We start from the raw sequence: 5,212 nt of genomic DNA on the forward strand, positions 1-5,212 counted from the left end.
CCTGAAAACGTTGGCAAACATTTGGAATTAAATACAAATCAACAATAATTAATTATTACACCATGATAATAAAATCTCTCATGAAATTATCCGTAATCACAATCTTTACTGCAATCATATTAATGTCCTGCAATAAGAGTAATAACATCAATGAAAACTCAAATTTGCAAAGTTTTACTTGTAAAATTAACGGGGAAACTTTTACGGCAGATACTTTTAATAATACCTTAATAGGAGATGAAACATTTAAAAGACTTGATATTAGAGCAATTGATAAGTCAGGAAAACAGATAATAGTAACAGTAAATGATGTCGATCCGCTGGATTCTAATTTTTCTCATTTAGGAGATACAGTCTACGTATATCCATTTTTGAACAGTCCCGTGAATCTTGCGTCGTTAGGAACCATTGTGGATCCTGACGGTTCTTTTTTAATCACCATGCCTGAAAGTAAAGAAAGTGGATATTCCAAACTAACAGATTGTGATTTTTCTAATAAAAAAGTAAGTGGCATTTTTGAGTTTATGGTAAAAGATTACCAAACTGATGAAATTACTTATGTTACCGAGGGAAAGTATAGTAACTTAACTTACTATAAATAAACGTTGTGCACAATTCCCCACATTAAGAAAGGATGGTAAGGTGATTTATTCAGATAAAGAAGATTTAGAAAGAAAATATAGTCTTAAAATCATATCCTTAAATGAAAAAGAGTTAATAATGACCAATCTGCCAATTGGATTATTCAATATGCAAGATACAATAACCTTTAGACAAAGGTAAAAAACGGATACTCATTAAACCTGTATTGAGTACTAAATGAAGGTATCCGTTTTTTCTTGACAGTTAATAGTTAATTGTGGAATATTTGATAAGACACCTCAAGTTTACAAAGTTAAAGCGGGCATCAGCCCTTTAACTTACACTATACCGGCTATTAGTTTTATACTTCTTAAGTTTATTATTCTTTATATTCAATAATAAACAGAACTTTTTACGATTTCCAATCTTTAACTATTCGTCACATTGAGAAAAATCATACCAGTTTGTTCTTTTGAAAGTAAACTTACAATTATCAATTACGATTGAGTCATTTGGATTGACTTTATTATACAATATTCCAGAAAATGAGCCTCTAATCCCGATCAGTTCAGAAAAATCAATTGGTATTATTTCTTCAATTGTGACCACAGATGTTATTTTAGTCACACTGTTTTCATATACTTTTTGGTTGCCTGATTCGTTAATTATAAAATATGCATACGAGTTAAATGATTCAAAGGGTTCAGAAACTTCATATACACCAGTACTATCCACTCCCTTAATTTGAAGCCTAAATATATTTTCACTTGTATAATTAGTCCTTGATTGTGAATCTTTATATGCTTTAATAGAATAAAATATATTATCGTCTACCTTAAAGTATTCACACTGAAACGTTGAAAAACATGTATCGTTATCAATAAAAGAAGGTTCCCATAATTGATCATTTAAGTTCATACTAAATGAATTTAAACGTATTGGTTCTTGCTTTACCTCATCCTTTTTATCACATCCCAGAACAGAAATTACAAATCCTAATCCTAATAATTTAATTTTTAAATTTTTACACATATCATAGAGCTTTAAATGGTTAATTATTATTGGGGTAATATTTCTCAGTGTCTCTTGTCTTTTTTGTCGATGCACAACATTCAAGTAAATCAAAAGTTGCTACATTCAATGCTCATATCTTTCAATTTACAAGAAATTTCGTATTAGTTTCAAACTTTTATATTACTGCTAATATAGGTATATATACCAATATACCCTATTATTATTTGATGGAAAAAAATGTCGTATATCTTTTGTTAATTGCAGATAAAATACCAGTGAGTATAGTATATTAAGCTTCACAAAGAAATATCCAAATCATACCAAGCCTCTTGCTAAATTTGAGAATCATTCCCCAATTCCAGAATAATTAAAATTATTCCACAATTAAGGAATATATTTGATTATTCCGTTAAAAAGGAATATATTTGATTCAAATACAATTTTATGATCGCAGTAATTACAGGTGATATTATTAACTCCCGAAAAGTAGATGATGCTTCGATATGGTTAAACGAACTGAAAAATGTTTTTAATCTCTATGGAAGCAAACCTGCCGATTGGGAAATATACCGTGGTGACAGTTTTCAAATAAAAACTACTCCCGGGCAGGCTTTGAAATTAGCTTTTCATATTAAGGCAACAATAAAACAGTTTAAGCCTTTGGATGTAAGAATGGGGATTGGAATTGGTGAGGTTTCATTCGTTAGCGATAAAATAACAGAATCAAACGGTGAGGCTTTTATAAATTCGGGAGAGAGTTTTGATAGTTTGGACAAAATAACAACTGTTCAGATAAAAGCGCCCTGGAATAAGGAATTCAACACATTATTTAGCCTAACACTGTCATTGGCAATGATCAATATAGATAATTGGACTCCTGCATCGTCAGAGGTAGTAAAGGCAAGTATCGAAAATCCGGATTTGAAACAAGGCGAATTAGCAGAACTTCTAAGCAAAAAACAAAGTGATATTAGTAAAGGTCTCAAAAGAGCTGATTTTTCGATTGTAAACGATTTAATAAATCATTTTCCTGAAATAGTAAAACAAGAACTATGCTAAGCCTGATAATAAAACTAACCTTTGCCCACATACTCGGAGACTTTGTTCTGCAACCTGATAGTTGGGCACAAGATAAAAGCGAGAATAAAATAAGGTCGATATACCTCTATTTACACCCGCTTGTGCATGCAATCCTTGTATTAGCCTTATTAAACTTCGATTCTGAATATTATATAGCAGCACCAATTATAACTCTAATTTCTCATTTTGCAATAGATACACTAAAAGTATATCTCGAAAATGATAATAATAACCGTTGGTTGTTCTTTGCAGATCAGTTGTTACATATAATTGTGATAGCGTTGATAGTTGATATTTATACACCATACAATATTGAAGCTTCTTTAATACTATCCGACAAACTCCTTCTGTTGTTTACCGCCCTGTTTGCTGTTACTTATTCTGTATCGGTAATTATGAAAGTATTGATATCTAAATTTGATATTGATAGTATTGCAGAAAGTAACTCTTCGTTACCAAAAGCAGGGAAGTACATTGGTATACTTGAGCGTTTGTTTATTTTCGGATTCGTAATACTCAACCAATGGGCAGGTATTGGTTTTTTATTAGCTGCTAAATCAATATTTCGTTTTGGAGATTTATCGAAAGCTAAAGACCGAAAACTTACCGAATATATTCTTATTGGAACTCTGCTGAGTTTTGGAATTGCAATACTCATAGCATTGGTATATCTGAAAATTCTTAAAACCCTTAATTAGAAATGACCAAAATAACCGAAAACGATATAGAGCTATGGGCAATAGAGTAATTGGAATGGAAAGAAAGAAAAACATGATTCAGCGGCCTCACTCCTCCTCCACACTACTTCTTTTCTTATAGCTTCTCATCTGACTGGTAGGCTCAATAATATCGTAGCCCTTCCATAGGTTCTCATCAAAACTATCGACAAATATCAACTCAAATTTCTCTTTCTGTGAAAATTGTTTGAATTGCTTTTGATTAATTTTCTTTCTATTAAGAACAAACAGTTCAATAGACGACTCTTCATTAATAGCTATATCTAAACCAATCTTTAACTTTTTTAGTTTTTTATCGAATAAAAATCTGTCCCGTTTTTTTATTAGCGAAATATTCCTGTTAACACCGGCAGAGAAACCCGTTTGAAGCGAATAATATTTGAGCAGGTAATTACCTTCCTCATTTTCGAAATAAATAGAGCCCCGGTAGCTGTCTTCTTTATAGGAAATACCAAAAATCTTAATATCCCTTCCTGTTTCTCCGGGGGCATATTCATAATCTGCTCTGATTAAGGCATAAGTTTCTATAGATACAAACATCCTACCGGTAAAACTTCCTTTTCCTTTTGGGACGAAATCTATAATGTAAACATCTTCACCTTTAATTCTTGTTCCTCCTACAAGTTCGTAGTCATACCTTCCCGGTTTATATAAAAACTCCCAATCGTCCTTTTTTTCCAGTTTGCTGTACTTTAATTTACTATAAACCCAATTATTAAAGTTCTTTACCAGCCTTTCATTCTTTTTAAGCTTGTCGGCTTCATCGGCATCTTTATTCTCCTCCGGTTTATCTTCTTTCTCCTTGTCTTCTACGTTAATCTTTTCGCTAAAAATCCCGGATTTCACCTTCCAATATTCTCCCTCTTCATTGTTTGTCAACAAATTCTCAAAGATTTTCTCAACCTCATCCAGTTCAGTAATATCCTTTTCCTTTAAGCGCACTACTCTAATTGGATCCATCTTCGATTTTACGCTATCGGCTTTATTCTGATTTATGTAAACATCTCCTAAGAAATCGGTATAAGACAGGCTGTGCTTAGGTATATATTCTTCGATATGCTCAAATATATCAGCATCTAATTCCTCGATATTATTTTTCTTCACATCGAGATTAATACTCGCAATATTTGATATATTCCTGCTTCGAATAAATGTGTTGTTTTTAGAGAAGGTGTTTTTATAATTTTCATCTTTACGTTCTAATATCTGCTTAACTATATCTTTTGGATCGGGATCCTCAGCAAAAACCAAAACATCATTTAAATTATATGTATCCTCTTCCATATAAACCTTCAACAAGGCAGAAGCATCGGGCTTAATAATACTTTGAGTTTTATAGCCTATATATTGAACCTTTAAAGTATCTCCTTCTTCAAAATTCTCTAACGAAATAGTAAACATACCATTTTCGTTGCTTAAGGTTCCAATGTTTTTATTGGCAACAAATACATTAGCATAAGACAAAGCTTCATTTTTATCCTTATCAATGACAATTCCTTTTAATTCCTTTCCCGGAGTAATGCTTCGCGCTGTATCCTGCGAATACAAATTTACAGTTACAAGCAAAATTATAATAAGTAGAGGGTGTTTTTTCAACATAGAAAGATCGTTATATAAAACAAACTTAAATAATTTAGTCTGATTGTTAAAAGTTTAAGCCATGTTTATAATAACCTGAGTTCGACGAGAAATTGGTCAGGAAAAAAATCAAAGACCAAAAGTAAAATTGATATTTAGAGTAGTATATTTGATTTATTAACGTCACTAAAAAGTGTAAACCAAATTTCAGGGCGATACAA

5 protein-coding genes are annotated in these 5,212 nt (G+C 31.6%); 3 read left to right on the top strand and 2 right to left on the bottom strand.

The annotated features are described in order from the left end of the window. Positions 1-80: 80 nt before the first annotated feature. Positions 81-602, top strand: a complete 522-nt coding sequence (locus ABFR62_12790) for a hypothetical protein (protein MEN8139300.1) — start codon at positions 81-83, stop codon at positions 600-602. A 412-nt stretch (positions 603-1,014) separates the two neighbouring features. Here the strand turns inward: ABFR62_12790 and ABFR62_12795 are convergent, their stop codons facing one another. Further along, positions 1,015-1,614, bottom strand: coding sequence for a DUF5025 domain-containing protein (locus tag ABFR62_12795; GenBank protein MEN8139301.1), 600 nt, complete (start codon positions 1,612-1,614; stop codon positions 1,015-1,017). A gap of 426 nt (positions 1,615-2,040) precedes the next feature. Between ABFR62_12795 and ABFR62_12800 the strand changes: the two genes are divergently transcribed. Both ABFR62_12800 and ABFR62_12805 read left to right on the top strand, forming a co-directional pair. Next, a complete protein-coding gene (locus ABFR62_12800) occupies positions 2,041-2,655 on the top strand; it encodes a SatD family protein (protein ID MEN8139302.1) in 615 nt (204 codons plus the stop codon). Continuing rightward, a complete protein-coding gene (locus tag ABFR62_12805; protein ID MEN8139303.1) occupies positions 2,649-3,374 on the top strand; it encodes a DUF3307 domain-containing protein in 726 nt (241 codons plus the stop codon). The genes ABFR62_12800 and ABFR62_12805 overlap by 7 nt, the downstream gene beginning before the upstream one ends. Before the next feature lie 87 nt (positions 3,375-3,461). Here ABFR62_12805 and ABFR62_12810 read toward each other — a convergent pair whose 3' ends face one another. After that, positions 3,462-5,012 carry a carboxypeptidase-like regulatory domain-containing protein gene (locus ABFR62_12810; GenBank protein MEN8139304.1) on the bottom strand — a complete coding sequence of 517 codons (1,551 nt, stop codon included), beginning with the start codon at positions 5,010-5,012 and terminating at the stop codon, positions 3,462-3,464. Positions 5,013-5,212: the final 200 nt, after the last annotated feature.

This window comes from Bacteroidota bacterium (assembly GCA_039714315.1).
Taxonomy (GTDB): Bacteria; Bacteroidota; Bacteroidia; order Flavobacteriales; family JADGDT01; genus JADGDT01.

Bases quoted from the DNA above. Each gene is read 5' to 3' on its own strand.
- ABFR62_12790 (MEN8139300.1), top strand. From the start codon at position 81: ATGAAATTATCCGTAATCACAATCTTTACTGCAATCATATTAATGTCC.
- ABFR62_12795 (MEN8139301.1), bottom strand. From the start codon at position 1,614: ATGTGTAAAAATTTAAAAATTAAATTATTAGGATTAGGATTTGTAATT.
- ABFR62_12800 (MEN8139302.1), top strand. From the start codon at position 2,041: ATGATCGCAGTAATTACAGGTGATATTATTAACTCCCGAAAAGTAGAT.
- ABFR62_12805 (MEN8139303.1), top strand. From the start codon at position 2,649: ATGCTAAGCCTGATAATAAAACTAACCTTTGCCCACATACTCGGAGAC.
- ABFR62_12810 (MEN8139304.1), bottom strand. From the start codon at position 5,012: ATGTTGAAAAAACACCCTCTACTTATTATAATTTTGCTTGTAACTGTA.